The following is a 26,214-nucleotide window of genomic DNA, read 5'->3' as shown; positions in this document are numbered from 1 at the left end:
CAAGCTATATAAATTATGAACAATAGAATTGAGAAAGGTGACATAGTAGTTATAAATAAAAGTGGAAAATATTATCAGCAAGTGGGTGAAGTTAGTCAGGTAGATTACAATATTTTCTTTGTCAAAATAGTTTTAGTAAAGTTAGGTAATCAAGAAGAAGCCTTTGAAGAAAAAGATTTACAATTAAAAACTAAAAAGCCAAATCTACAAGAAGTTATTACATCAATAGACAAAATTTTAGAACAAGTCGAGCAAATTCAGCACTTGCCGACACAAGAGAAGGTAGAGTTACCCAATCGTTTGAAATATCTGAAATTAGATATTCCTAAACTAGATAAGCAATTGATTCAAAAAAATTTCGACAGTATAGATAATATACTTGCAGCAGCAAGAGAAGTAGACTTTTCAGCCAGCTTTTGGCAGGAAATAGATCCTAATTTGGAGAAAATAAGCTGGTGGATTAGAACAAGTCTGTGAACTAAGAAGTAAATCGGCGAGAATAAATTAGCTTTCTCTAGTTCTCAGCTAGAGTCTGGGAATACCTATTGTAAAAATACGCCTCCTAAATTTCCAGCAGAACCGCTTTTAAGGCATTACCTCTGGCTGGAAACGAAAACTTTCTCTTGTGTTTTGGTTGAAGTTGATATGTATGAGCATTGCTGTGCTTTTATCAACGTATTTATATCATTTTTTTATCATTATTACACTGAAATTATATAAGACAGTACTGCAACTCTTAATTTAAACTTATCAATAATTAAAGGTAAGCTTATGTTTGACCACTTCATAATTATTAGATTGAAGGGTAAATAATTGGTATTGGACATAATTAAACGTAACTATATTTTTTTCATTTTCTATCCTTAAAGCTTTATACTTCATACTTTATACTTCATTCTGATGATTGATTTTTATTTGTACCTACTTACTTAACTTGGGTTTTGAAATGCCTGGTTTAAATATTGTTATTAACTGTATATTTACACAAACTTAACTTTTGCAAATATTTTTTTAGAGTAAATTTTGACTTTATAGATTAATAAAAAAGATTTTATTTTCTAAAATAAAATAAGAAGATCATCAGAAATATATATGCATTTTTTTCAGTTTGCAGGAATTCTTGGTTGTACTACAGCAGCTTTCATCTCAATAGCACCCATACAGGTAGAAGCTGCAACTTTTAAAGTGATATCTGGAGTCACTAGTATCGATCGCGATCACGAAGAGATTCTTAGTAGTATTGGGCTAAACTTGACAGGTACTAATCAGACAGTTGCACCAATTCCTAGCAATTATTTAGTTGGCTTCAACATCGACTCAGCTACCAACTTCACGTTCAGTGACGAGGGCGGTTTTACTCCACTCTCAGGTACAATCGAGCATACTGGTACTGTTACATTCAACAATCAAATTACTGTTGGTAACTTTTCAATCGGTTTTGCTCCAGGACGTACTGTCACAGGTGCCAGCGGACTTGTTTTAAGAGATACGTTTTCTTTAAATACAATTTTGTTTGATTTGAGCGCTCCAGGACTTGTGGCATTTGATGGCCACAATTTAACCATCCCTGATGTGAAATTGTTGATTTCTCCAGAGTTTGCTAATATATTAGGCGACTCTAAATTGACCGGTTTGTTTGCTGGAACTGCACGAATTGATGCTCAAGTTGCTGCCGTTCCTGAACCTAATAGTGTACTAGCAACTTTAGTAGCAGGTGTGGCTCTTTTAGCAACTGGATTTTATACTCAAAAAATTAAATGCACCTGAGATTTTGAAGCATAGCCAACCAAAAGTTTGCTCTACAACTTAACACTTGATCCTTTTCATATCTCGTTCCTAGTCTTTGCTGGAACGAGACAACCCAATTATCAAAAGTGCTGAGTCGAGAATCTCACTTCTTTACTCAGCACAAGCTAAACGTCCCGCTAACGCTCAGTAAAAGTGCCCTATGACCAAATACTTTCCGCTCTCATATTATTGATGCAATGGCTAATACCAATTCAATTAATGATTGCAAGACATCCTTGGGTGAAGACGCGATGAATCGCGTCTCTACAAATGGTCTATTTGTCGCATTCTTTTTTTAAACTGGTATAACTATGTTCCTCTGAGATTACTTGTTGCAAGAAGTTTACTTTCTGAGCGCTGCACAGCATATATATAGTGCGGTATGTCGCGCCAGAGTGTCTCCTGAACGACCTTGAGTCCGTTCTTTTCAGCTACACGGCGAGAGGGAATGTTTTTTGGGCGAATCAGGGAGATGACGCGATCGCAACCCAGTACGTTAAAGGCGTAGTCTTGGCAAGCATACGCGGCTTCGGTGGCGTAACCCTGCCTTTGTTGGTCGCGGCGGACATGATAACCAATTTCGAGTTCTCGATGTCCCTCGACCTCTTGCCAAAGCAGTCCGCAGTCGCCAATTACCTCGCCCGTTGCTTTAAGAACCATCGCCCATAAGCCTACGCCATGCTGTACGTAGTTGTGGCGATGTCGGTCAATCCATTTTTCCACCATCTCGCGGTCAAAGGGCTTTGGGTAGTAGCGCATCGACTCTGCATCGCCGAGGACAAGCAGTAGCGCGTCAAGGTCAGAAAGCGTCATTTCCCGCAGGAATAGGCGTTGAGTTTCCAATATCATTAGTGAATCCTCCTTTATGTCTGGTACGTAGTAAGGACTATTGACAAAGGCAACTCTAGCCAGATGACTAATAAAATTGCACTTTACCAAGTTTTTTGAGAGCGAAGAATAATGAACTAATATGTAATGTTTGCAGTAATATATTATTCTCAATACCTTCAATTACCTTTTCTAGGGGTAATAAAACTACATCAATTTGTTCTGTAACGTCTAACTTTAAATCAGCTACACATTCCACATCTGTTGCTAAAAAACAATGGGTTAAATTGGTATGAGTAGCTGGGTTTGGTGATAATATACCAGTTTCAATAAAATGATTGCTAGTGTAACCAGTTTCTTCTAATAATTCGCGTTTTGCAGCTTCTACTGGAAAAAAATCTTCAGTCTCTACAGCACCACTGGGCAATTCTAGAATTGTTTTTTTCAGACCGTGGCGATATTGCTTTACTAAAATAAGTTCTTGATTTTTGGTTAAAGCTACAACATTTACCCATGTTGGATATTCCAGAACATAATAGGGTTCAACTATTGTTCCATTAGGCATTTGGCAAGTATCAGACCGTACTGAAATCCATCTGTCTTTTACTATATGTCTAGATTTTAATACAATCCAATCAAATGGACTTACCATATTTAAACCTCTGTTTTTCTACTTTTTACAGTAATTATTTCATTGGATGCGTGTTGCTAAAATTACTGCATTTTTTGCTGTCACGCGGATTTATGTGGCAGTAATCTGATTCACCAAAACTTCTCGCAACACAACTGCTAAATCTTGCAATGCACGTTCACCATCTCCCACAAACGTTGAACCATGCATTGTCACCAGTGTACGCGGCTTGAGAGCTGCTAATTCTTGGAGAATGCGTTGGCGCAGCCCGCCGCAGGCATCGCTATGTGTTGTATATGGTATGTAATTGGGAAAAGGACTTGCTTCATAATTGACGATTGTTTGACGGAACCGTTCAATCACATCAGACTCAGTTATTGCTTCCACATCTCCAAACTGGTGGAAAAGGTCTGAGCAAAATAAGGTTTTATGACTAGTTTCCAAGAATAATCCTGCATCCCAACCATGAGGAACTTGGGGTGTATGGTGAAACTGAAAATTATATTTACCAGTGTTTAAAACTTCAGCGTGTTGCATAATTTTGGATGGACGAATTGCAAAATCATCTACACTCACAAAGGCTGCTATGGGGCTACAAACTGTCTGAGCATTTGGCGCAATGGACAACCATTCATTTAGCGATCCACATTCATCAGCTTCAAAATGGCTAAAGCTAATCCAGCGAATTTGTGATGGGTCAATAATCTTTGCCACTGCATCATGTACTATTGAAAATATCCCCTTTAGACCCGTATGAAATAATAATGGTTCTTTATCCTTCACTAAAAACTGGATGAATTGCATATCTATTTTTGGGTCATAGGTTGAGATGCGATAGATATCTGGGGCAATTTCGGTAATGCTAGTCATAGTTTTAAAATTCACACTGGCAATAATGAAACATGGGCTGATACCACCTTCCAGCCTTCAGTAAACCTGTACCAAGTCTGGCTTTGTCGCCCGAAACGCTCTACACCATTGATAATTCGGCGAAACTCTAAAGTCACTGTTGCTGCATCTTTCCCAAAGGTGACAACCTTGAGATTCGAGATTTCTCGCTCTATTTTCGGGTTGGGTCGATTCTGACGAAAGTTACGAATTTCATCGCTACCATAGAGGTTTTCTGTGATTCCAAAGCGCACGACTTCAACCGCATCCCAAAACAAGCTATCCATCACCTCCAAATTGTTATTAAAAAGGGCTTTTTCATATTTGAGATATAAATCAGTTACTTCAGCTACAACAGTAGGGTCATTTATAGTAGTCATTGTGTTACCAATTTTTGATGTTATGGCTGATTATGCACTCTTTTAAATAGCCAGAGCTATTTTTTTTAAGCTCCTTCAGTAGGTAAATTCAGACGAACTAGATCGCGAAAGGTGGAGATTTGCTGCATAAAGAAAATTGAGCCTGCAATACAAATACTTGCACCAAGGATAACAGTATTGTTACTACCAATTTTGCTTGCTAGTGCGCCAGCTATTAAGTTACCTATAGGTACTGCGCCTGTAGATGCCATAACATAAAGACCTGTAATTTGTCCGCGATTTTCATCGCTCACCAATAACTGAAGCAAAGTACGTCCGGCAATTATTTGCAAAATAAAGCCGAAACCAGCCGCTAATAATGAAAGCAGCGAAAGCCAGAACACACGGGATAGGGCAAAGACAATTAAGCTTACTCCCATAAAACCTATACCCAAAGCTAGAACTTTACCCGATTCCAGTACATTGCTATGCTTCGTTAAATAGATACCACCTGCTAAGGTTCCCAAACTGGAAGCTGTCATCAAGAAACCGAAGGTGTTAGGGCCACCTTGCAAAATCTCCTTGGCAAAAATCGGCCCTAAAGCTAAATAAAATCCCCAGACGCAGCAAACTAAAGCCGAACCAATTAAGACTGAGCGAATTGGCAAAAACCCAAAGGCATATTTAAAACTAGTTTTTAATTCTTCTAAAGGTTTGCGCTTGGAAATAACTACTTTTCTAGATGTCAGTTGTATTGCTAGCAGGGCAATAATTACAGCGAAGTAACTGATGCTATCAATCAGGAAACACAACCCCGATCCCAGCGCTACAATCAGCAAACCTGCGATCGCAGGGCCTACCATACTCGTCACACTCACCAAGGAAGAGTATAAGGCAAAGGCATTACCGAGATTTTCCTTACTAACTGTTTCTGGAAGAAATGCCTGTCGAGTCGGAATATCGAAGGCGTTAATTATCCCTTGCAGCACACCAAGAATTGCAATGTACTCGATATTAATCGTACCGCTTAGGGCTAGCCACGTTAGAGCCAAAGACTGAAGCATTCCCAAAATCTGGGCGACAAGCAGAATGCGATGGCGGTTGGTGCGATCGGCAATGATTCCACCCAGAGGAATCAACACAAGTGTGGGAATTTGGCTGGTAAAGCCCACTAGACCAAGTAACCAAGCGGAATCAGTGAGGCGATATACTAACCAACTAGTAGCCACTTGAGTCATTGATGTACCAATCAAAGAAATTGCCTGACCTGTGTAGTACAGGCGAAAATTTCTGGAACTAAAAGCACGCAGCATGACTTGTGATTTGTTTGATGCTTCCATACATCACCCCTGAGTAGTTCCCAGTTCTTAACCGTGAATAAAAAAGTAGGCAGTCATCGTAAAGGCAACAATCATGACAAATTTCCGAATTAAGTGGGGTTCAAGTTGACGAGCATAATGGGCGCTTAAGTAACCACCAAGAGAGCCACCGACTGCCATCAAAATAGCTTGATGCCAAGCAATCACACCAGCAAAAAGAAATGGAACGATCGCAATACCATTAATACAACTCCCTAAAAATGTCTTAAAAGCATTCATTTTGTGGATACTTTTGATACCTAAAAACGTTAGAGCTGCCAGCATTAAAATTCCTATACCTGCGCCGAAGAAACCGCCATAGATGGCGATCGCTAGTTGAGCCAGTACCAAATTAAACAACGGTACAGATTCCGGTGATGTATTCTGGTTTTGACGCTGCAACCACTTTTTGAACGGTTCGCCAAAGGTAAATACCAGGGTTGCTAGCAGCAATAGATAGGGAATCAGCTTTTTAAAGACATCTGGCGATGTATACAACAAAGCTATGGAGCCAATCATGCCACCAACTAAACTGACACCACATAAAAGTAAAAAATCTCGCCGCTCGATGCCCAAATCTTGACGATATGCTCCAGCACTGGCTAGGGAAGCCACCCAAATTGCAGTATTATTGGTGGCGTTAGCTGCGATCGGAGGTACACCCGTAAAGATGAGAGTCGGAAACGTGATAAAACTTCCACCACCGGCTACAGCATTTAAGCCGCCTGCAATAAAAGCAGTACTAAACAACAGCAAGCTATGGATAAACGTTAATGATGGCGGCATTATTTTAAATTACGAATTACGAATTACGAATTACGAATTATAAATTATAAATCTGGGAATATCACTTGGAGAATGGGCAATTAAGTCAGCACCATGAGCCTTCAATTCCTCCTCGGTTCCATAGCCATAGGTGACACCAATTGAGGCGATTTGATGGCGCTTGGCTCCAATGATGTCATGGGAGCGATCGCCTACCATCACCACAGTAGAGGGTAAAAGTTTTTCTGTTAATAAAATATGGTGAATTAAGTCACCTTTTATGCTCCGCGTTCCGTCAAGTTCACTACCATAAACACCATCAAAAAGCAATGATAAGCCAAAATATTCAATAATTTGCGTAGCATAAATATATGGTTTAGAAGTTGCAACAAAAGTTTTATAACCAGCAAAACGAATAACTTTTAGGACTTCTGCAATCTGGGGATAAAGTGAGTTTTCAAATAATCCAATTGTGGCAAAGCGACGACGATATAGTAAAATAGCTTGTTCAATTACTGTACCATCCAAGGTATTGAGTAATAGCGAAAAGCTATCTTTCAGTGGCGGGCCAATACACCAATTTAATTCATCAGCATTTGGTGGTTTGTAACCGAGTTCAGATAGAGCATACTGAATACAACCAGTGATGCCAGGTTTCGGATCTGTCAAAGTCCCGTCAAGATCGAAGAGTATAGCGGAGAAAGGCATATTTGATATTAATTCATAATTTGTAATTAAGAAAGTCAATTTCATCGAAATTTATAGGTTTGTATCTCTATCTTTATTTGGGATAATTAGTATTACATAAAGGGGTTTTCGTTTATATGCAATAGATTTTGACCTCTCTCCAAACCTCTCTCCTAAAAGGAGAGAGGCTTTGAATCTTACTCCCCTTCCCTTGTAGGGAAGGGGCTGGGGGTTAGGTCTGTATTCGACTCAACTGAGAAAAAGTATTCTAAAATTCCCCATCCCCAATTCAACTCCTAATTTTGAGCGATTTCATAAAGCCTTCTGCACTAAGTAACGCGATCCCCAATGTGACAACACCAATCCCTATACTCTGAATCACATTTAAAGTTTCGTTAATGGTTATCCATGCCATTAACGCTGTCAATGCTGGACTGCTAGAGCCGATTATGGAAGCGGTAGATGCGCCAACCATCCGAATCCCGACATTGTTTAAAGTGTGTCCCAGAAAGCTAACAAGACCCGAAAAGATGCTACCAATCCATAAAGGTGTCCAGTCAAGTTGGGCGTTATTAGCTGGCCAGAACAGTAAGCTAATACCGGAGAGCAGTAGAGTACAGGCAAAACTGATCCACGTAAAAGGAATTGGATGGAATTTTTCTAAACATTTTTGAGCAATGATGCAATAAAAGGCGTAAACGATCCCAGCGCCAAAACTAGCGAAAATACCGATCGCAATGGTATGACTGCTGTAGGTAGCAGAAGATTGGGGAATGGTGAGAGCGCTTCCCACCAGAATAATAGCCATTACTAGCCAACGGAACAATGTGGGGCGATCGTCAAAAAACTTCCAAGATAGCAGCGCTGTAAATACGGGATAGGTGAAGAAAAGGGTCAAGGCAATACCTGTGGGAATCAAGCCAATAGCAATGTAGAGTGAGGCAATATACACAAACATCAGCACCCCACAGCCAAGAGCTTGGATTAGAACATCCCTGCGAACACGGGTAAACAAGTATTGGAGTTCTGTCCAAGCAGATGGATATAGCTTGAATGATAGAGATGCCATAAGTGGAACCACCAGCAGCATTCGCATGAACATCAGCAAGAATGAATTCTGCAAATCCGGTTTAACGTATCCACCAAGTAAAAATAAACCTAGTACGAGATGTTCTGAAAACAAAACTCGGACAGTAACGTTGTGAAACGTCAAAACAAAGGAGGATAGAAGAACCGTCAGGATGCCCAACACGATAAAAAGTTTCCTTAGAGACGACTTGATTGTATTGTTAAAACCACTGGAATAACAAACCAGATTAAGTTTGAGGAAATCAAAGCCGTCGCTTCAAAAACACTGCCAGACGTTTAAAGAGACGCGATTTCTCGCCGTCTCTACTCTTAATTTATCCATCAATTATTTATTGACAGACTACTATGCAAAGGAACCAACGCCCACAGGTTCAGGAGCAGTCTTTGTGGTGAACTGGTTCACCGGACGGGGCAAACCAAGATTCTCGCGTAAGGTACTACCTTCATACTCAGTACGAAATATTCCTCGGCGTTGCAGTTCGGGAATTACCAAATCCACGAATTCCTCCAAACCCCCAGGTAGCCAAGGCGGCATGATGTTAAATCCATCAGCCCCACCATTAACAAACCAATCTTCTAACTGATCGGCAATGTGTTCTGGTGTTCCGAGAATCGTTCGATGTCCCCGCGCTCCTGCAATCCATAAATACAGTTGTCGGATTGTTAAATTCTCTCTGCGGGCAAGATCGGTGATCAACTGCAAGCGGCTTTTGCCGCCGTTGGTATCTGGCAGATCCGGCAACGGCCCATCTAGGGGATATTTGGACAAATCATGGCCACCCACTAGCCCAGAAAGCAGCCCTAATCCGACTAAGGGATGAATCAACTCCTGAAGTTGCTCATATTTATCCTTAGCTTCCTGCTCAGTTTTACCAATTACCGGGAATACCCCAGGCATAATTTTGAGATGGTCAGGGGAACGTCCGTATTTAGCCAATCTCCCCTTGACGCTAGCGTAGAAGGCTTGAGCTTCTGCCAATGTCTGTTGTGCAGTAAAAATCGCCTCTGCTGTTTGAGCAGCTAAATCCTGTCCAGCCTCGGAAGATCCAGCTTGTACGATTACTGGATATCCCTGTGGTGGACGCGCCACATTGAGCGGGCCGCGCACTGAGAAATATTTACCCTTGTGGTGGGGAACATGCAACTTTTCTGCATCGAAGTAAATACCTGACTCCTTATTGTGAAGGAAAGCATCGTCTTCCCAACTGTCCCAAAGTTTGGTGACAACATCCACAAACTCCCTCGCCCGTTCATAGCGTAGCGAGTGTTCTAGGTGGTTTTCTTGGCTGAAATTCTGCGCTGCGGCTTCAGCAGCAGAGGTTACAAGATTCCATCCGGCACGACCACCACTTAGATAATCCAGTGATGCAAATTTGCGGGCGAGATGATAAGGCTCATCATAAGTCGTTGATGATGTCGCCACCAACCCGATATTTTCTGTCACCGCAGACAGAGCCGATAATAAGGTTAAAGGTTCAAAATGGACACTGAATTGTCCCGAACGGCTAAAAGCCTCAGCCCCTTGTCCTCTATCCCAGACGGCTAAACCATCTGCGAGGAAAAGCATATCAAATTTACCCCGTTCAGCCGTTTGTGCCAGCTGCTTATAATGTTGGAAGTTCAGACCTCCATCAGCCGGGGTGTTGGGATGTCGCCAAGCTGCAACATGATGGCCACTCCCAGGTAAAAATGCTCCGAGTTTAAGTTGTTTTTTTGTACTCATGTTTATATTTGCGAGGGCGTACTTATGCTTTTTTCGTTCTCCAGTTTGGAACAAGAAAATGTTAGTTATTAAGACTCTGGTCTTGTTGCTTGGATGGAGGGTAGTTTAGAGAATTCATCGTACCAACTAGCAAGTTTTGGATATTTCTGCCGCCATTGCAGATTGGGAAGGCGGATTTCTAGTCCAAGTGCAGAGGCGAGGGTTATATGAGCAAGTTTTGGAGTTTGGTCGAGTTTATCTGATATCTTCTCGAAGTATTCCAAAATTCTCAACGCTCGCTCACGCTCAAAGTCGATCGCCCCAGGAGACTGTTCGCTGTGGGGACGCCTTAACTCCCGTACCCAGACAGCAATGCCATCTATGAACCCACCAGTCATACCTTCAAGTTGCTGTAAAAAGCCATTAGATATGTCAGCAACTAGTTTAATTTCAGGATTTAAGTGATTCAGATAGACGCAAATTATACGTGTTTCACTCAAGATAAATCCGTCGTCAGTCGCTAGAGTTGGTATTTTACCTGTAGGGTTGTAATTCAGTAGGTCGCTGTTCGGATCTCGTGCAATGACTTTTTGCGTTTCGATGCGATCGCACAGATTCAATTCTATTATTGCTACCCGTGCAATGCGTGCATAGGGCGAGTTGGGTGTATAGAAGAGTTTCATAAAAAAGCGCGATCATCATTAGTCAACAGAAGGTTAAGCCAGTAAAGGGCAGGGAACAGGGAAATGGAGTTCAAAGGCTCATTAATGAAGCTCAAAGCCTCATTAATGGAGTTCAAAGGCTCATTAATGAAGCTCAAAGCCTCATTAATGGAGTTCAAAGACTCATTAATGAAGCTCAAAGACTCATTAATGAAGCTCAAAGACTCATTAATGGAGTTCAAAGACTCATTAATGAGGCTCAAAGCCTCATTCACGAATATTAAACACTCGTTCACAAGTATCAAAGACTGATCTCTCTCTTATTCCCAATGCCCAATACTTCTTTATGAGAGGCTGCGCCAACGACTTCGCGGTAGTTGAGCGTAGTCGAAACTCAGTACAAGTGCCCAATGCTCAAGTACTACGCAGTCACCGCCTGACGACGGTTGTACTCAGAAGCATCTCCTTTGATAGCCTCACTTTGTTTACCATCGATGCCAACTGGGAGATCGCCGACAATTGTGACTCGTTGAACGTGGCGGGGCTGATCGCCGTAATCTGCGATCGCATAATGTTGAGTAGCCCGATTATCCCAAAAGGCTACGTCACCAACTTGCCAACGCCACCGCACTGTGTTTTCAGGACGTGTTACATACGCTTGCAACAGCCGCAGAATATCATCTGATTCAGTTGTTGATAAGCCACGGAACTGGCGCACAAATCCGCCGATGAATAGCCCACGCTCTCCAGATTCGGGATGGACGCGTACAACTGGGTGCAGAGTCTCGTACACAGTCGAGGTGAAGACAGCCCGATAAGCCTTGGCATCTTCAGGTAAGTCAAATGCAGTAGCATAGTCGTATTTGTTGCTATGTACTGCCCAAAGTTGGTCTGCGAGATTACGCAGATGAATAGGTAAATCTTGATATGCAGTTACTGAGTTTGCCCAGACTGTATCGCCACCAGTTGGGGGAATATCAAGCGCTCGTAAGATAGAACCGAGAGGTGGACGGTCTACAAATGTCACATCGGTATGCCAGCTATTGGCGCGGGAAGTGGTACGACCATAATTCAGGTCTAAGACTTCTGGGTTTTCTGGCAGCGATGGTACAGTTGGGTGGGCTGTAGTGACTTCACCAAAACGACGAGCGAAAGCAACCTGTCCATCAGCATCAAGCTGTTGCTGACCACGGAAAAATATCACTTTGTATTTGACTAAAGTCTTGCGAATATCGCTGATGATGTCATCACTGAGATTAGAACTCAGATTAACACCAATAATTTCAGCACCGATACGTCCTGCAACTGGTTTGATATCAAAGTATTGGGAACCCATGTTTTTATCTCCAAAAAGTTTATATTTTTACAAAATGTAGAGACGCGATGAATCGCGTCTGATGAATTGCGTCTCTACTAAACACCAGGGGTAGATCCGCCATCAACGATAATCTCTGTTCCTGTAATCGATGCAGCAAGATCGGACACCAAAAATAGCGCCAGCGCGGCAATTTCTTCTGGCTGGGCGATTCTTTTTAAAGGAATACTTTGGATATTTTGTGCCTTCACTTGCTCAACAGTGATGCCTTGCGCTTGAGCGTTTTGCCGCGCTAAAGTCTCGGCACGCTCAGTAGCTGTAGCACCAGGGGAGATAGCGTTAATGCGAATCTTGTACTCGGCTAGCTCTTTAGAAATGCCCTTTGTGAAATTCAGCAAAGCAGCATTGCTTGTACCGCCAGCTAGGAAGTTAGGACGAGGTGTCCGTCCTGCACCGCCGACTATATTGACAATCCGCCCATCACCGCGACTTTTTTGATGGGGAACGACGGCTCTAACTAAGCGGATATAGCCCAATAACTTTAAGTTCCAAGCATCCAAAAATAAATCATCTGTGGATTCTAGGAAAGATCCAGCACGGGCTGAACCTGCATTGTTAATCAAAATATCAATCTGATTAAATTGGGACAATGTTGTGGAGACAACTTTTTCAATATCTTCTGCTTTAGTCAGATCGGCGCTGATGCCAATAACTTTAGCACCAGAAGTTGGTAAAGACTGGATGTCAGCTATTGCATTTTCTAGTCTTTCTTGATTGCGGGCTGCGATCGCAACATTCACACCCTCACTATAAAGTGCTTTGGCAGTAGCTAAACCAATTCCCGCACTTCCTCCTGTAACGATCGCACTTTTACCTGATAGTTTTAGTTCTAAACTCATACAAAATTAACCTCAAAAATGTAAGTAATTTATTTGCGAATCAATAATATTGCTGATTGAGAGCCTATATTGTGGATATCCAAGATCGCTTGATTTTCCTCAGATGTACAACCTAGAAGTATCTTGATTTCTGTATCTCGCTTTTCCAGATCGACACTACAAATGACGGCAGTTACTGTTTGATTAGACAAGCTACCTATCCAGACATCAATATCATTTCCGTCTCCAGAGCGAGTGTCTTGTAAATATCCATAGTCCAGGGGATAAACGAAAGATGGATAACGTGGATGTGATGTCCCTTTTGGGCGATCTATCTTGAGATTTCTAGCGGCTACAAGCCGATCTAGTTTGAACCAGAAGTCACTACTATCCCCCATGCCATCTACTAATACTCAATTGGAAATGTGCAATACAGCCTTGCCAGGAAAACGCCTGTCGAGTAGTTGTTGTGCTACATCAGCTATTTGTGTCCAAGAAGCTTCTAAATCAATGTGAGGATGTAACTCACCTGCTTCTACTAAACTCAAAAGTCTTTTTAGACCGACTGCTGCTGATTCAAATCTCAATTCATCAAACAGACGTAAACCATATAAACTCACGCTACCAGTCCCGAAAAATTGGGCAGCGTTGAAGGTTACTTCAGATCCCCCAGAGACTCCATACAGTACAGTTTTTCCATCCTGTGCCAGTAAGCCAAGGGCTACCCCCAAAGTCTTGCCACCTACTGACTCTACAATTAGATCGTAGGGGCCGTACTCGCTGGCAGGTGAAAGGTCTTCGCCAATCACCACCGATTGCGCCCCAGCTTCTCTAACTAAAGTTTCATAACCAGCTTGACGAATATGTGCCACAACTTGCGCTCCTGACAGTTGCGCCAACTGGATAGCGAAGTAACCTACGCCTCCTGATGCGCCTGTAACCAGAACTGACCGACCCAAAAGTGAACCACCTTTTAACACCGCATGGTATGCAGTTAAACCCGCTACAGGCAATGTGGCAGCTTGAGCAAAAGATACCGATGATGGCACTACTGCTAAAGCATTGGTGGGAACAGATACGAGTTCTGCCCAAGCACCAGCACGACGCAAGCCAACTACACGCGCCCCTTGGGGAGGCCCCGAACCATCATCGGCCGGGATTTCCACTACACCTGCCAAGTCCCAACCAGGCTGCCAACCAGCCTCAGCAGTGGTTGAACGTTTTATCTCTCCTCGATTGAGGGAAATTGCCGCTACCCTCACTAGAGCTTCATCTGGGGCAGGCTTGGGTGCAGTCACTTCACTCAGTGCCAAACGCCCCGGCACATTGGGATCAACAATCACAGCACGTATTTTGCTCATAAGGTTGCCCTGGCTTAGAGATTAATTTCTAGTTTGTTGGTTCGCAATGTATTCCCTGCAATAAATAATCTCGATAGATTAGCTATTTATTCTTAACTCCCAATCTGTGTAAATAGGTTAACGAGATTTTAAAACAACGGTATCTTGATAAGATTACAGTATTTTATGGTTTGTACAAAAAAAACTATCACAGACAGCCAGAAGAATCAAGCACCTTGTGGAGAAATTCGCCGTTGACACTTCTTGCACTGTAGTCAAGCCAAGTAGCTTCCGTATGATTCGGAGTTCTTTTTGTAATTTCTCAATTTGACTCCAAACAGTGTAAACGCGAAAATGATTAGCAGGTCTGCGTTATTTTGGTGTTTTCGCCTCTATTGTTGAGTTTGAACCTCTACCTTTGCATCCGATTCATCTCCACTTTGAGAAACTTTTTCTGGGCCGCACTGTACCGGAGTAACTCCTGTACCTTGAGTGAGTCCGTGTTTCGTTGTGGTGTCGTAAGCATTATTATCAGTATTCGCTTGGGCGTAAGTATCGTTAAAAATCTTGTCAGATGCTGAGGTTGTTTTGCCAAGAAGCTTTTTGTGTAAATCTTTAAAAGCCTTCTCATCAATACTAATGTGCCCATTCTCGTGTGTATCAAGAGCGCTATAAAACCTTGCCCATTCTTTTTTAACAGGTTCGCACTGTTGATCGAGTTCCGTCCAGACGGGCATTGCCTTAGTTTCTGTTACTAAGACATCTGCCTCATAAACAATTTCATCGGATTTATCTTCTGCTTGGTAAGTTTTGACATCTTTTGCGGGGGCACAAGTAACACTGCCCGCTTCGCCCTTTCCTTGTGATGTTAAGTTTGTAATTGCTTCGGTAATATTTTTTCCCGAAGCAGTAATTGTGGCATTCTTTTTGTCAATTTTAGTTGTCCCTTTTTTGGGCGGCATACCACTAGTCTGTTCAACAGGGGCTGGTGCTGTAGATGCATCGCTTTGTTTCTGCACTTTGCCTGTCTGCTGTACCACATGGGTTAACTCATGGGCTGTCAACTCGTTATTACCAGGTGATTTCTCGGCGCTAAAGTAAACATCACTACCATGAGTAAAGGCCTGCGCTCCCAACGACTTATTCATCTGCGTAGCATTGGAGTCAGTATGTACTCGCACATCGTCGAATTTACTACCAAAGCGTGGTTCCATAAAGTTTCGCACTTCAGGAGATAACGGGCTTCCTCCACCCTTACTATTATTTAACTGACTCTCAATATTATCTTGAGTCTGAACGCTGCGATCGCTAACGCGTTGTAGTGACAACTCGGTTTCTACTTCTTGTTCTTCTTGCTCACAATCTGCACATTCTCGTTGTACTATATGTGGATCTATTGCACCGATATTTATATTTGACTTAAGTTTAGGTAGAAGCATAATCTGGTCAGCTGACTGCTCATACTGGTCTTTTGGCTGGCTACCTATAAGTTGCGGTTGTGGACGACGTAAAGATATCCGACTAATGTCGTGAACAAGAGGTTTTTCTTTAATAGCTTCTGGTTCTAATAATTGCTCGTTAGCAGACGTAGTTTCTTGAACGTCGCCATTGAGCGCAGTATTATTATTTGTTGGTAAACCAAAACCGCGTGTTGGATTGGCCAATGTGGGAATATTGGATGAGACAAGCGATGGATTCGTAAAATTTGATGTTCCCGTATTGGCTCGCTTCCATGTGGTTAAAGGCAAAGCGGCTTGTCTTTTAATGTCGCTCATCTCTCAATTCCTACATTTTCTAGATTAATTAGTAACCTCTTATCTATTGCATTCCAGTATTTTCTATACAAAAATATAACTATTTTATTGACATTCTTATGTATAGACTTTAGACTTTAGTCTAGTTTTGCCATTATTCAGCTACCCAAATATTCAAGAATTGACATTTGGTGAAATTAATTATGTGTTCTGAATAACGCATAATTAATTTCACAAGCAGATGTCTGTCTAATAAATAGTTAACGAACCGTTCCCCGCAGGGCTTCAGTATCAATTGGTTTGATGAGGTAAATTAACAGCAGATTCCAAACAATTGCTGCAATCAAAGGTAGTTTGCGAATTAGCTTCACCAATTTCGGGTTATAACTGCCTTCAATCTCTGCAATTTTCAAGTTGTAACCTGCACAGCGTTGCAGACGTGGGAAAAACTGGGGATGTTCGGTATTCAACATTACAGGAAAAGCCCGTCCTGCGGTTTCATTGGTGTTGCGGACAACTTGGATATCAAATTCTGTGGCATCAAGTCCCAATGATTTGTAGAATCCAGAACGTTCATGAACTGTCAGGGTGTGAGTAGCAAATACTGATAGCAAGAAAAAGCGACTCCACAGCCTAGATTTCCAGGTGTTCCAAAGTTGGGGTTGAGAACGCAATAATGCTTTAAATATATCCCCGTGGCGGTTTTCGTCTTGACACCAGCTCTCAAAGTAGCGGAATATCGGGTAAAACTGGTTTTCTGGGTGCTTTTCTAGATGCCTGAAAATAATAATGTAACGCCAGTAGCCGATTTTTTCTGAGAGGTAAACGGTGTAAAGTACCCATTCAATCGGGAAAAATGTATAAGTACGGGTTTTAGTGACAGCGCCTAAATCAAGGGAGAGTTTAAAATCGGCCATTGCTTTGTTAAGAAATCCAGCATGGCGGGCTTCATCACGCGCCATCATTTGAAATATTTCCGCTAGCACTGGACTGCGATTTTTCAGCTTGCGGGATAATTCTTTGAATAGCAAGAAGCCGGAAAACTCAGAAATGCAAGAACGTTCCAAATACTCTATAAACGCCTGCCTTGCTTCACCGTCAATGTGTTCCCAAGACTGCTCAAACGCTTCATCCCGGACAAAATGATCCCGATTGTAGTCTGTCCGCATTTCTGTCAACATCGCCTGCAATTCCGTTTCCTGGGCAGACAAATCCAGCTTGGCTGCGGTTTCAAAATCTGTAGTGTAAAACCGGGGGGTAAGTACAGTTTCTTTGCTGGGGGTTTTAGTTTCTGGCTTGGGTAGGGTGTTAACCATGAGTGATGAGGCGAGCGAGTCAATAGTTCTATAACTATAAAGCTATGACAAATGCAATTATTTTGCTAGACCTAATTTACAATCCTTCAGTAAAGTCGGAATTTCTGAATTTTTCTTCAACGGGTTGCGCCCAGGATTACCCAATTTCAGCCAAGCGTAAAAGGGACTGGGGACTGGGGACTGGGGACTGGGGATGGTGGGGCCCCCTCTGGGGATAAGGGGTAATGGGGAGTGGGGACTGGGGACTGGGGACTGGGGACTGGGGACTGGGAAAATATTTCAAAATTTGCTATGGGTAATAGCCCCGAACATCATTTTTGAGCTGATTACCCAATCCCTAATCCCCATTCAAATCTTCCCAATCCCTAGTCCCTAACTCAATCATAATTCTTTCCCTCTGCTCCCTGCCCCCTGCCCCCCTGCCTTCTGCCCCCTGCTTCACCGCAGTAATTCCTCAACTTGATGTTGGCTCCACAAAGTTCTATATAAGCCCTGTTGTTGTAAAAGTTCCAAGTGATTTCCGACCTGCACAATTTTTCCTTTTTCCATGACAAAAATTCGGTCAGCTGCCGCCGCCGCTGATAATTGGTGCGTAATAAAAATTACTGTTTTGCGTTCAGTACCACTGGAGAGATTTTTGAGGATTTTCGTAGCTGTTTGATTATCTACACTAGAGAGAGCGTCATCCAAAATTAACACTGGAGCATTGACCAACATTGCACGAGCTAAAGCAGTACGTTGCCGTTGACCTCCAGAAAGATTAATACCGCGTTCGCCAACAATAGTTTCATATTGCTGGGGAAAATTCTGAATTTCTGATTCAATTTGGGCAAGTTTAGCGACAGATTCTACCTGCTGTTGTTCGCTAACTGGATCGCCGTAGCGAATGTTATTTTTGATTGTAGTGCTAAATAGAAAGCTATCTTGAGGAACGTAGGCGATCGCACCTCGTAAATCTGTTAAAGCGATCTTAGTAATATCTACCCCATCTAAAAACAATTGTCCTGATTCAATATCCAACAAGCGGGGTAAAGCATTGGCCAATGTAGATTTCCCCGAACCAATTGCCCCAACAATCGCAACAGTTTCTCCAGGAGCAATGGTAAAGTTAACATTTGCTAAAGCTGAAGTCGTGGAACCAGGGTAATTATAGGTGAGATTTTTAGCTGTTAGTTCGCCTTTAAGTTCAGCCACAGGCAGATGTATAGCATCGGCTGCATCTTTAATTTTTGGTGTGACAGAGAGAATAGCTTCAAGCCTATCGATACTAACTTCACCGCGTTGGTAGGCAGTAATTGTGAATCCTAAAAGAGCAGTGGGGAAAACTAGACGCTCTACATAAATTAATAATGCTAAAAAATCGCCAACCTGAAGTGTCCCAGCAGACATCCGTGCCGATCCTAGCCAGATGATTACCAGCGAACTGATATTAGCTAATCCACCAATTAGCGGAAACAGTGTATTGCGGAGTTTTGCTAGTTCCAGGTTAGCAGTCAATAGCTGCTGATTTTTCTTGGCAAAAGCTCGACGCTCGTTAGCTTCTTGAGCATAGATTTTAATTAAGGCAATGCCACTGATATCCTCTTGGATGAGTTCGCTGATGTCAGAGAGTTGCTCTTGGACTTTTGCTTGTTGTTTGCGTAAGCGATCGCTAAACAGACTCACCAATAAGAGCATAAAAGGGTATACTGCCAGGGCGGCTAGGGTGAGATCCACACTAATTGTCAGCATTACTGGCAGTGTCAGGGCGTAGGCAAACATCGTATTTGCCAAACTCAAGACCGCAAAACCCAATAACCGCTTGATATTGTCCACATCACTAGTAGCGCGACTAATCAAATCGCCAGCAGTATTACTGGCAAAATAACCAGGCTCCAGTTTCAGTAAGTGTTCAAAAATCCGTTGTTTCAGGTCAAATTCCACCTGCCGTCCCACCCCAAATAGCCAAATGCGTGATGCCATCCGCATTAGCCACATTGCCGAACTGAGCAAGACAATAACTACTACGTAATGTAGTATTTGGTTCCAGCTGAAGGTTGTCGAGAGTTTGTCAACACCAGCACGAATCAACCAAGGGATATAAACACCCAGTGCATTGACAGACAACAAAGCGAGAATACCCAAGGAGGCTTCCCGCCAATGGGGTCGTAGGTAAGCACTGAGTTTAGCGATTCGTTGAGATTTTGCCATTAAAGCAATTGTGCAACTTTATCATCTAGATTAACTGCTAGTCCAAGAAGGCAGCTATGAAGAGGGAATATCGCTTGTGATAAATTCAGCTGTTGTTACCTCTTTTAACTGGATAGTTATTGCCATTCATTACTAGTAGTCCATTACAGCAACTTTAATGAAGAAATAAGTTCGTAGTAAGGACTTTAGTCCTTTGATTAATGGCTCAAGCGCTTACTACGAACCAAGTATTGTTCTCTTGCCTGATTACCGCTGAACACGCAAGAACCTGTAAATTTCAAGGAGATAACTTTCCCAAGTTCTTGTTGTCAATTGCAATGTTTCCGAATTTGGTACAAAGTCTTCAAGTCGTAAACCGCGTGTGCGAATATCTTGAGGACTTCCTTGTAATAAATAGGGAGGCACTCTCAAATTATAAGAAAGAATGCTATCCCCCGTTACATCTGAGATGTTCGTTGTGGTGGGTTGCCCTAATGCCACCAGTGTCTCAGATGTTGTAGCACTTGCGACAGACGTTTGGCCCGTCATTGCTAGAGGTGCTCTATAAAGGAAATAGGCGACTGCTGGTGTACTTGCTAACAGCAAAATCGTCAGTGCCCAACCGATCAAGTATCCTCCTGGTTTGTCTATTCCACCTCCTTTGATTTTCTGAGCGGCAAGAATCATCAGTAAAACAGAGGCTCCTAGAGGCTTGAGTGGAAAAGATAGCATCCTCCACAACGACGCCACAGCAGGTTCACTGGGGTTAAGAAATGATAGGGCTACGATTACCAAGATAACGACTAAGATTAATCGTCCGACAAAAGTTCCAGAGGGATAAAATCGCTGGAACAGAGAATAAACGATAGTGCCAATCAGCAGCCACAGCAGTACCCGGCTTAACAATAGAAACATAGACTAACTCTCAAATTTTCTGGTGCAGTGAGCCAGTGTGGTGGTGTTCGCGTAGCGTCTCCGTCAGGAGAGGCAGTCCGTTTCGATTGGGGTTGCCCCCAGAAAAGACTGCCATGCAGGGAAACCATACATAAAACAACTGGCGACTTCTTACTGATAGCGACGTTATAAACGTCACCCGTAAGGTTCAACCTAGAGGTTTCGGGAAATGGATTTATTTTATTGTCAAATTGTAATCGTACTGTTTGACTTAAAATTTCTCAAACCTCACACCCAATGACTACCGTCGTAGTGATTTTAGTGCAATTTTTTGACACTGCGTCTATTATTTATAATTTTCCAGAAGAGTAATCTAGTACCGGTAAACTAAATTAATTAAGTAATCTACTCAAAAGGAAAAACTATGTCGCCTGGAAAGCCTACTATTCTGGTAACGGGGGGAGCTGGATATATTGGTTCTCATACAGTGCTTGCTTTGAAGAAAGCGGGTTATAGCGTTGTCATACTTGATAATCTGGTCTATGGACATCGCGATCTAGTAGAAGAAGTTTTACAGGTAGAACTAATAATTGGGGACACAAGCGATCGCGCCTTGCTCGATCGTGTATTTAAAACCCATGATATTGCCGCAGTAATGCATTTTTCTGCTTATGCCTACGTAGGAGAATCGGTGAGCGATCCGGCCAAATATTACCGCAATAACGTCCTTGGTACTTTGACGCTGTTAGAAGCGATGCTGACAGCATCTGTAAAGAAATTTGTCTTTTCTTCTACCTGTGCCACCTACGGGGTACCAGAATTCGTGCCTATTCCAGAAACCCATCCCCAAAATCCGATTAATCCCTATGGCGCTACAAAGCTGATGGTAGAAAGGATTCTCTCTGATTTTGACGTTGCTTACGGTTTGCAATCAGTGCGTTTTCGCTACTTCAATGCTGCTGGTGCTAATCCCGATGGCTTACTAGGCGAGGATCACAACCCAGAAACCCATTTAATTCCCTTGGTGCTAATGACAGCTTTAGGCAAACGAGAATCCATTTCAATTTTCGGCACTGATTACCCCACGCCCGATGGTACGTGTATTCGTGATTATATTCACGTTAACGACTTAGCAGATGCCCATATTTTGGGATTGGAATATTTATTAAAAGGTGGCGATAGCGAAGTTTTTAATTTGAGCAATGGCAGCGGCTTCTCCGTCAGAGAAGTCATAGCCGCAGTCGAAGAGGTGACAGGAACTTCGATACCAGTAGAAGAACGCGATCGCCGTCCTGGCGATCCCCCAGTTCTCATTGGCACCAGCGATAAAGCCAGAACAGTCTTAGGCTGGCAACCTCAGTATCCATCCATCAAAGATATCGTCGCTGACGCGTGGCAGTGGCACCAGAAGCGACATCATTCGACTTGATGGCATTGAGCCGAGATGCGCGACGTGAAAGTTGTGCATCTCGGCTCAATGCCTTAGCGACTTACTTGATAGCTTTATTGAGAGTGGAGTCTAAATGGAACCAACAACAGAACAGTTGAGAGCGTTTTACAGTAGAGGTGTGAGAGCAAGTAATATGTTTCAGCCTATCAACGTAGTGCGACTGGACGAAAGAACAAAGCGCATATACGTTTTAATTCGAGACACAATACAAATAGAGATATATCCAAATGGTGAGCTTGATTTCCATGACTAAACCTGATTATCAAGCCATATCAGATAATGAATTAAGAGATTGGGTTAGATATCATCCACAGGACACCGAAGCATTCCATATTTTAATGGACAGGTTAGACCAACGACCAAAAGTCATCACTCGCACTGATGAGGAATTTGAAATCGAGTTACAACGGCGTATTAGCCAAGCTAGTTGACAGTAAATTAAAAAAGTTCGACGGCTCATGTAGTAACCGCCTAACTCTGGTAAATATTGAAACCTCTAAGAGGTTTTACTACACAAAACCATCCCTCTCCGACTCAGAGAGGGACAGACTTGAACTAAAGTTCAAGGCAGGGGGAGGTTTATCGAACTAAGGTCTTATTTAGGAAACGCTATAATGACAAGATTTTATGTGAGAACACTCACTCGCTACCCCCTCTCATGCTTCGCAGTACGACAACTAAGATGCCGATAAATCCGAGAATTGGCAGTGCGATCGCCCAAGTTGGTAATTGTTGAGATTGACCTTCTACTAAATCACCATTGACATTTCGCAAATTTTGTGTATTTTGTGTAGACCCGCCTCCTGCCACAGTCACTTCAAATTTGAATTCAAAGGGTTTGAATCTTGCCCCAGAAACAGGTTTTCCATTTAGTTGCAACTCATAAATACCTGGTTTGGGAAAGACAACTTCTGCACCTGGAATGCCTTGATAACGTTCGGCTGCCACAGGTTTTAACTGTGGTTCTAATAACGGTGGCTCTCCGGTTGCATAAGGTTCGGCATAAACAGCCAACTGACAATTACACTGTGACAGAGGAATCACCTTTCCACCTCTGCGGGTAAGTGCAAACCAGGCTTGGCTTGGTTCTCCAGCACGGGGATTATCGTTTGGTTCAATATGGAGAGTGCCGCCAACATCTGAGGCTACTTCCACCTTATGAGCAAAAGCAGGGTAAAGATTAGTTATTGATATAACTAAGCAACTGAGGAATAATAAATACTTTATCGTTCCTTGATTTTTCCAGAAAATGCCTTTAAGGGGGTAACGCTTCTGTTTTTGACTCGTTGAAACGGAGCCAGAAAATAAAGATGATTTACCGCGATTTGGTTGGGGGAACATAAAACTTTTCTACGGCTAACTTTGACCAGAAAAAGCGCGAGCGCACTAGCAAAACACTGAGAGTAATCATTACCATCAGTACTGCCGCTAATTTATTTCCCCAAGTTGATTGCAAGGAACCCAGGTAATGGGAACCAATCAACACAGCATGAATGGCACTCAAGAGCAAGGCTGGCACACCCAATAGATGAATCTGTCGCCAACGCTTGCCCAAAGATTTTTGCAACGATTCCCAACTTGTAAAAGCGGCGGGGGACATTAATACCAATGCTACAGCACCCGCAGCCATCCCCCACTGAAATTCTGGCGGCAGAAACGAAAAGGCGGCAAAATTCCATTGCAATGAGTGTTCTATCATGTGGAAGGTGTGAACCACAGAAAGCACGAAAGATCCCACACCTAAACCACGACGGTAACGCAGTGGTGAAGCCCACAAGCCACTAATCGGACGCGCAATTAACGCCAAAATTAAGCAGATTAAGGCGGCGTGTCCGGTGTAATCTACCATTGTGTCACCAGTCCGCAGCAAGGTGATAACGCCAATGGTGAGTGTTACCCAACCGCCTAATCGAAACAACTGACTGCGCCTGTCTTTACTTACCAAAGATGTGGAAACGCCTACACCTAGCATCGTCGGTAAGGTTCCCAAGCCAAAAGCCAGCATAGTAGCTGTACTCATCCATAAATTGCCAGTTTCAGCGGCTTTAATTTGGGCAGCATATAGAAAACCACAGGGCATTAAACCCCAAGTCATCCCTAAAAGCATTGGCGTCCACCATTTGGTTTTTAAAGAAAGTTTAACCATTCCGCTGCTGAGGCGATCGTGTAAACTACCTTGCAATAGGGGATGTAATACGGGAATGCGCGGGAGTAAATCAGGTTTTAGTTGTCCTAAGCCAAACCAAATCAACATCACACCAGTCAAAATTGCCATCCAGCGCCGGAAGTCGCTGCCAACACCCGCTAGCTGTCCACCTTGCAGCAATACCGAACCTAGCGCCCCAATGCCAGCACCGACTAGAGCATAGCTCAACATCCGCCCCAAGTTTAGCAGGATATGAAATTTTAATTGCTGTTGCCAAGTATCGGGTTTTTCTAAGGTTAATGTCCGTCCCAAGGAGACTGTTTGTGGAATTTTCGGCTGATGAGACAGAGAAAATGCCACTGTTAGCGGGCCACACATCCCAAAGCAGTGTCCAAAACTCCCCAGGAACCCCAGGATTGCGATCAGCAACAAATCTACCATAAAAAAAGTTCCGAGTTCTGAGTTATGAGTCCTGAGTGTCCGAATAAAGATTTTGAAGAAGTAATAAGAAATTTTTTCTTTTCTTCTTTACTTAGTACTCAAAACTCCTCTAGTGCGGAACTGTAAGTGAAGTTGCGATCGCTGTCAAAAGACAAAGCGTCAAACTTGATGTTTTCTCTATTGAAGAATTCTGACTTCTGTTCAATAAATTAATTTTACTTATAAAAAACCGTAAAAAAATAATACGAAATAATCTTTTTGGAAATGTTTTATGTTTTTATTTCCTAAGAATTACTACTAGCGATCGCTACATTGATAATGTTGTACCGAAAGCCAATTAACATACAAAAATTCATCCAAAAACAAAGTTATTTGCATATAGGGGTTTTTCTGGCAACTCTCTTGAGCATTATATTGTTCAGTTGGGTAGTACTCTCGCAGCAACCAGTTACCCTCAATCTGTTAATGACTGCTCCTGATGCCCAACCTTGGAGGCAGGGTTTAATTAGAGACTTCGAGGCTGAGAACCCAGGTATTCGCATTAACTTAGTTGAAGGGCCGAATGCCACAAATTTGCTCGAAGACCTGTATACCTCATCTTTTATTTTAGGTGAATCCCCTTATGACCTGATCAATATGGATGTGATCTGGACATCCAAGTTTGCTGCTGCTGGATGGTTGCTACCTTTAGGCGATCGCATTTCTAAAGAAGAGTTGGCAGCATTTTCACCCCAGGATGTAGAAGGGGGACGTTATCAAAACCAGCTGTACCGCATTCCAGTGCGTTCCGACGTAGGAATGCTCTACTACCGAGAAGATTTAATCAAACAAGCGGGATTGAAACCACCAGAAACATTTGATGATTTGATCCGAATTTCCCAAGTTTTGCAGAAGAAAAAGCAGGTGAATTGGGGCTATGTTTGGCAGGGTCGCCAATATGAAGGACTTGTGGCGATGTTTGCAGAAATCCTCGATGGCTTTGGTGGCTTCTGGGTTAAACCCGACACCTTTGAAGTTGGACTAGATCGACCAGAAACATTAAAAGCCATTGAGTTTCTACGTAGTACCATCAACGAAGGCGTTTCTCCGCCTGGAGTCACAACCTATCAAGAAGAAGACACCCGACGTTTGTTTCAAAGTGGTCAAGTAGCGTTTTTACGTAGTTGGCCATACGCGTGGCCTCTAGCCCAAGCAGAAAATTCATCAATCCGGGGCAAAATTGCGATTAAACCGATGGTTCATGCTCCTGGGAAGACGGGAGCGGCTTGTCTTGGGGGCTGGGGTTTAGGGATTGCGAAATCTTCTCAACATCCTGAAGAAGCTTGGAAAGCAATTCAGTATTTTACCAGTCGGGAAGCACAGCGCCGATTCATTTTCAGTGCAGGTTATGTGCCCAGTCGCCGGGAACTGTTTACAGATCCAGGAATTGTTGCTAAATACCCCCACTATCCACAGTTATTGCAGGTCGTGGACAATGCAGTTTTACGTCCACCGATCGCGCAATATGCTCAGACATCAGATATTTTACAGCGTTATCTCAGTGCCGCGTTATCCGGTCGAATGAATCCTGAACGAGCAATGCAAGCTGCTGCTGCGGAAACGCGGCGATTGCTGGCGGCAGGGGGTAGGGGGGCAGGGGGGCAGGGGGCAGGGAGCAGGGGGCAGGGAGCAGGGAGCAGGGGGCAGGGAGCAGGGGGAGAATAACTAATGACAAATGACAAATGACAAATGACAAATGACAAATGACAAATGAC

26 protein-coding genes are annotated in these 26,214 nt (G+C 42.9%); 6 read left to right on the top strand and 20 right to left on the bottom strand.

The window, feature by feature from the left end; all coding sequences use genetic code 11:
* Positions 1 to 15: 15 nt before the first annotated feature.
* Entirely contained in the window at positions 16 to 477 is a 462-nt protein-coding gene (locus RMY64_RS15440; protein WP_322700525.1) for a hypothetical protein, read from the top strand.
* Between the two features lie 615 nt (positions 478 to 1,092).
* Positions 1,093 to 1,767 carry a hypothetical protein gene (locus tag RMY64_RS15435; protein ID WP_322700524.1) on the top strand — a complete coding sequence of 225 codons (675 nt, stop codon included), beginning with the start codon at positions 1,093 to 1,095 and terminating at the stop codon, positions 1,765 to 1,767.
* A gap of 330 nt (positions 1,768 to 2,097) precedes the next feature.
* On the opposite strand, the gene RMY64_RS15430 is transcribed toward RMY64_RS15435, so the two are convergent.
* From RMY64_RS15430 to RMY64_RS15345, 18 genes are all read right to left on the bottom strand, one after another.
* Positions 2,098 to 2,637, bottom strand: a complete 540-nt coding sequence (locus RMY64_RS15430; protein WP_322700523.1) for a GNAT family N-acetyltransferase — start codon at positions 2,635 to 2,637, stop codon at positions 2,098 to 2,100.
* A 67-nt stretch (positions 2,638 to 2,704) separates the two neighbouring features.
* Positions 2,705 to 3,268 carry an NUDIX hydrolase gene (locus tag RMY64_RS15425; RefSeq protein WP_322700522.1) on the bottom strand — a complete coding sequence of 188 codons (564 nt, stop codon included), beginning with the start codon at positions 3,266 to 3,268 and terminating at the stop codon, positions 2,705 to 2,707.
* 90 nt (positions 3,269 to 3,358) lie between these two features.
* On the bottom strand, positions 3,359 to 4,117 hold the full coding sequence (locus tag RMY64_RS15420; protein WP_322700521.1) for a hypothetical protein: 759 nt from the start codon (positions 4,115 to 4,117) through the stop codon (positions 3,359 to 3,361).
* 11 nt (positions 4,118 to 4,128) lie between these two features.
* A complete protein-coding gene (hpxZ, locus tag RMY64_RS15415; protein WP_322700520.1) occupies positions 4,129 to 4,515 on the bottom strand; it encodes an oxalurate catabolism protein HpxZ in 387 nt (128 codons plus the stop codon).
* Positions 4,516 to 4,580: 65 nt separating this feature from the next.
* The gene (locus tag RMY64_RS15410; protein ID WP_322700519.1) at positions 4,581 to 5,834 is read right to left on the bottom strand and encodes an MFS transporter; all 1,254 of its coding nucleotides are present in this window, start codon (positions 5,832 to 5,834) and stop codon (positions 4,581 to 4,583) included.
* A gap of 27 nt (positions 5,835 to 5,861) precedes the next feature.
* Complete coding sequence (locus tag RMY64_RS15405) at positions 5,862 to 6,638, bottom strand: sulfite exporter TauE/SafE family protein (protein WP_322700518.1); 777 nt, start codon at positions 6,636 to 6,638, stop codon at positions 5,862 to 5,864.
* A gap of 30 nt (positions 6,639 to 6,668) precedes the next feature.
* Positions 6,669 to 7,325, bottom strand: a complete 657-nt coding sequence (locus RMY64_RS15400; protein WP_322700517.1) for an HAD hydrolase-like protein — start codon at positions 7,323 to 7,325, stop codon at positions 6,669 to 6,671.
* A 268-nt stretch (positions 7,326 to 7,593) separates the two neighbouring features.
* Entirely contained in the window at positions 7,594 to 8,487 is an 894-nt protein-coding gene (locus RMY64_RS15395; protein WP_322700516.1) for a DMT family transporter, read from the bottom strand.
* A 249-nt stretch (positions 8,488 to 8,736) separates the two neighbouring features.
* Positions 8,737 to 10,116 carry an LLM class flavin-dependent oxidoreductase gene (locus tag RMY64_RS15390; protein WP_322700515.1) on the bottom strand — a complete coding sequence of 460 codons (1,380 nt, stop codon included), beginning with the start codon at positions 10,114 to 10,116 and terminating at the stop codon, positions 8,737 to 8,739.
* Positions 10,117 to 10,184: 68 nt separating this feature from the next.
* On the bottom strand, positions 10,185 to 10,778 hold the full coding sequence (locus RMY64_RS15385; RefSeq protein WP_322700514.1) for a glutathione S-transferase family protein: 594 nt from the start codon (positions 10,776 to 10,778) through the stop codon (positions 10,185 to 10,187).
* 400 nt (positions 10,779 to 11,178) lie between these two features.
* On the bottom strand, positions 11,179 to 12,093 hold the full coding sequence (locus RMY64_RS15380; RefSeq protein ID WP_322700513.1) for a TauD/TfdA family dioxygenase: 915 nt from the start codon (positions 12,091 to 12,093) through the stop codon (positions 11,179 to 11,181).
* A 77-nt stretch (positions 12,094 to 12,170) separates the two neighbouring features.
* Entirely contained in the window at positions 12,171 to 12,971 is an 801-nt protein-coding gene (locus RMY64_RS15375; protein ID WP_322700512.1) for an SDR family oxidoreductase, read from the bottom strand.
* Positions 12,972 to 13,000: 29 nt separating this feature from the next.
* The gene (locus RMY64_RS15370; protein WP_322700511.1) at positions 13,001 to 13,348 is read right to left on the bottom strand and encodes an inorganic diphosphatase; all 348 of its coding nucleotides are present in this window, start codon (positions 13,346 to 13,348) and stop codon (positions 13,001 to 13,003) included.
* Positions 13,349 to 13,363: 15 nt separating this feature from the next.
* On the bottom strand, positions 13,364 to 14,311 hold the full coding sequence (locus RMY64_RS15365) for a zinc-binding dehydrogenase (protein ID WP_322700510.1): 948 nt from the start codon (positions 14,309 to 14,311) through the stop codon (positions 13,364 to 13,366).
* A gap of 371 nt (positions 14,312 to 14,682) precedes the next feature.
* Positions 14,683 to 16,065 (bottom strand): eCIS core domain-containing protein, encoded by a 1,383-nt coding sequence (locus RMY64_RS15360; RefSeq protein ID WP_322700509.1) that lies wholly within the window; start codon positions 16,063 to 16,065, stop codon positions 14,683 to 14,685.
* 239 nt (positions 16,066 to 16,304) lie between these two features.
* Complete coding sequence (gene acsF, locus RMY64_RS15355) at positions 16,305 to 17,360, bottom strand: magnesium-protoporphyrin IX monomethyl ester (oxidative) cyclase (protein WP_322700508.1); 1,056 nt, start codon at positions 17,358 to 17,360, stop codon at positions 16,305 to 16,307.
* Positions 17,361 to 17,798: 438 nt separating this feature from the next.
* Entirely contained in the window at positions 17,799 to 19,550 is a 1,752-nt protein-coding gene (locus RMY64_RS15350; RefSeq protein WP_322700507.1) for an ABC transporter ATP-binding protein, read from the bottom strand.
* A 246-nt stretch (positions 19,551 to 19,796) separates the two neighbouring features.
* On the bottom strand, positions 19,797 to 20,444 hold the full coding sequence (locus tag RMY64_RS15345; RefSeq protein ID WP_322700506.1) for a hypothetical protein: 648 nt from the start codon (positions 20,442 to 20,444) through the stop codon (positions 19,797 to 19,799).
* 403 nt (positions 20,445 to 20,847) lie between these two features.
* Here RMY64_RS15345 and galE point away from each other — a divergent pair, with 403 nt between their 5' ends.
* The 3 genes from galE (at position 20,848) to RMY64_RS15335 (ending at position 22,304) form a co-directional block, all read left to right on the top strand.
* A complete protein-coding gene (gene galE, locus RMY64_RS15340; RefSeq protein WP_322700505.1) occupies positions 20,848 to 21,852 on the top strand; it encodes a UDP-glucose 4-epimerase GalE in 1,005 nt (334 codons plus the stop codon).
* A gap of 94 nt (positions 21,853 to 21,946) precedes the next feature.
* Positions 21,947 to 22,126 (top strand): DUF6888 family protein, encoded by a 180-nt coding sequence (locus RMY64_RS36835; protein WP_416212148.1) that lies wholly within the window; start codon positions 21,947 to 21,949, stop codon positions 22,124 to 22,126.
* Positions 22,119 to 22,304, top strand: coding sequence for a DUF6887 family protein (locus tag RMY64_RS15335; RefSeq protein WP_322700504.1), 186 nt, complete (start codon positions 22,119 to 22,121; stop codon positions 22,302 to 22,304). Before RMY64_RS36835 ends, RMY64_RS15335 begins: the two co-directional genes overlap by 8 nt.
* A gap of 208 nt (positions 22,305 to 22,512) precedes the next feature.
* On the opposite strand, the gene RMY64_RS15330 is transcribed toward RMY64_RS15335, so the two are convergent.
* Together RMY64_RS15330 and RMY64_RS15325 are read right to left on the bottom strand one after the other, a co-directional pair.
* Positions 22,513 to 23,214 carry a hypothetical protein gene (locus tag RMY64_RS15330; protein ID WP_322671856.1) on the bottom strand — a complete coding sequence of 234 codons (702 nt, stop codon included), beginning with the start codon at positions 23,212 to 23,214 and terminating at the stop codon, positions 22,513 to 22,515.
* A complete protein-coding gene (locus RMY64_RS15325; protein WP_322700503.1) occupies positions 23,189 to 24,460 on the bottom strand; it encodes a sulfite exporter TauE/SafE family protein in 1,272 nt (423 codons plus the stop codon). The genes RMY64_RS15330 and RMY64_RS15325 overlap by 26 nt, the downstream gene beginning before the upstream one ends.
* Before the next feature lie 318 nt (positions 24,461 to 24,778).
* On the opposite strand from RMY64_RS15325, the gene RMY64_RS15320 reads away from it, so the two are divergent.
* Positions 24,779 to 26,164, top strand: a complete 1,386-nt coding sequence (locus tag RMY64_RS15320) for an ABC transporter substrate-binding protein (RefSeq protein WP_322700502.1) — start codon at positions 24,779 to 24,781, stop codon at positions 26,162 to 26,164.
* The last annotated feature ends 50 nt before the right edge of the window (positions 26,165 to 26,214 follow it).

Source organism: Nostoc sp. DedQUE08 (assembly GCF_034530895.1).
GTDB lineage: Bacteria > Cyanobacteriota > Cyanobacteriia > Cyanobacteriales > Nostocaceae > Nostoc.
Note: the sequence above shows the minus strand (reverse complement) of the source record. Positions and strands in the feature narration are given on the sequence as shown.